This is a genomic window from Raineya orbicola (genome assembly GCF_002843425.1).
GTDB classification, from domain to species: domain Bacteria; phylum Bacteroidota; class Bacteroidia; order Cytophagales; family Thermonemataceae; genus Raineya; species Raineya orbicola.
In genome coordinates, this window is sequence record NZ_NKXO01000094.1 from 1 (window position 1) to 997 (window position 997).

2 protein-coding genes are annotated in these 997 nt (G+C 37.1%); both read right to left on the minus strand.

The genetic code is table 11. The features are described 5' to 3' along the window. Window positions 1–109: 109 nt before the first annotated feature. On the minus strand, window positions 110–355 hold the full coding sequence (locus Rain11_RS13745) for a hypothetical protein (RefSeq protein WP_133121603.1): 246 nt from the start codon (window positions 353–355) through the stop codon (window positions 110–112). 84 nt (window positions 356–439) lie between these two features. Further along, window positions 440–697: a hypothetical protein gene (locus Rain11_RS13750; protein ID WP_101359942.1), complete on the minus strand. Its 258-nt coding sequence runs from the start codon at window positions 695–697 to the stop codon at window positions 440–442. Between the last annotated feature and the right edge of the window lie 300 nt (window positions 698–997).

Sequence of the window (997 nt, forward strand, 5' to 3'; positions counted from 1 at the left end):
TTTATTCAGTCGTTGTCCCAAAACTTTATGATTTGCTGTTTGGTCTCCGCACATTTCACAAACTGATATCTCTTTAAAACTGTATTTTTTCATTCTTGTTGGTTTTATCTTAATATAGGCTATAACGGGGCGGAGATTTGCGAAGTTCTGAAAATTTCTGAGCGAAGCGAAGAAAAATTTTCAGAATTTTGCAAATCTCTTGTTGTACGCAGTGCCGAAGCGAAGCGGAGGCACAAGGACAACAAGAGATGTAATCTCCGCCCCGTTGTTTCGCAGTGCCGAGCGAAGCGAGGCATTGCGAAACAACGTTTTGCGTGTTGCCGCAGTTGGCGATTTCGGAGCACTTCACTGTCAACCTGCACAAAAGTTTGATAGGAGCACTCAACTTCAATTTTGCACGCCACCGCCAATTGAGGCAACACGCTGTTATAGGGCGTTTTTATCTGTTATTGTAATAGTATTTCTTTCCGTCACGACCTAATACTTCGTCAATTGAAACTGATACAGTATTGTCAACGTCAACCGAACCACGAACATCAACTGTTCCGTTAATGTCTGCGTCAATATAACCGCCTTTTACATAAACGTTTTGCTTAGTCGGTATTATGCCAGCATTTTGTAGCACAATTACCCAAATACCAAGTCCAATTGCAATTAGAATTGCTTTAAGTGAAATGTTTTTTCCTTTTGTTTCCATTTTATTTCCTTTTTAAAATTGTCGAATTAGGTTTAGTTCTTTGTCAGTTGCATACCAAATAAAATTGTTTTTCTTAACTGATTTGTTAGAAAGGAAGTCTGTTAGGTTTGATATGAAAAACGAAAATGATAAATCTTCTTTCAGTCCTCCGACAAAATTTTTAGTTTGAAAAAGTAAAAAAAGAGCCATATAATTGTTGAGAGAAAAAACAAAGTTTATATGGCTCACACACAAGGGAAAGCTTTACGCAAAGGTAATGAAATGTTAGCTGTTTTGCAAAAATATTTATCAGATTGGCAT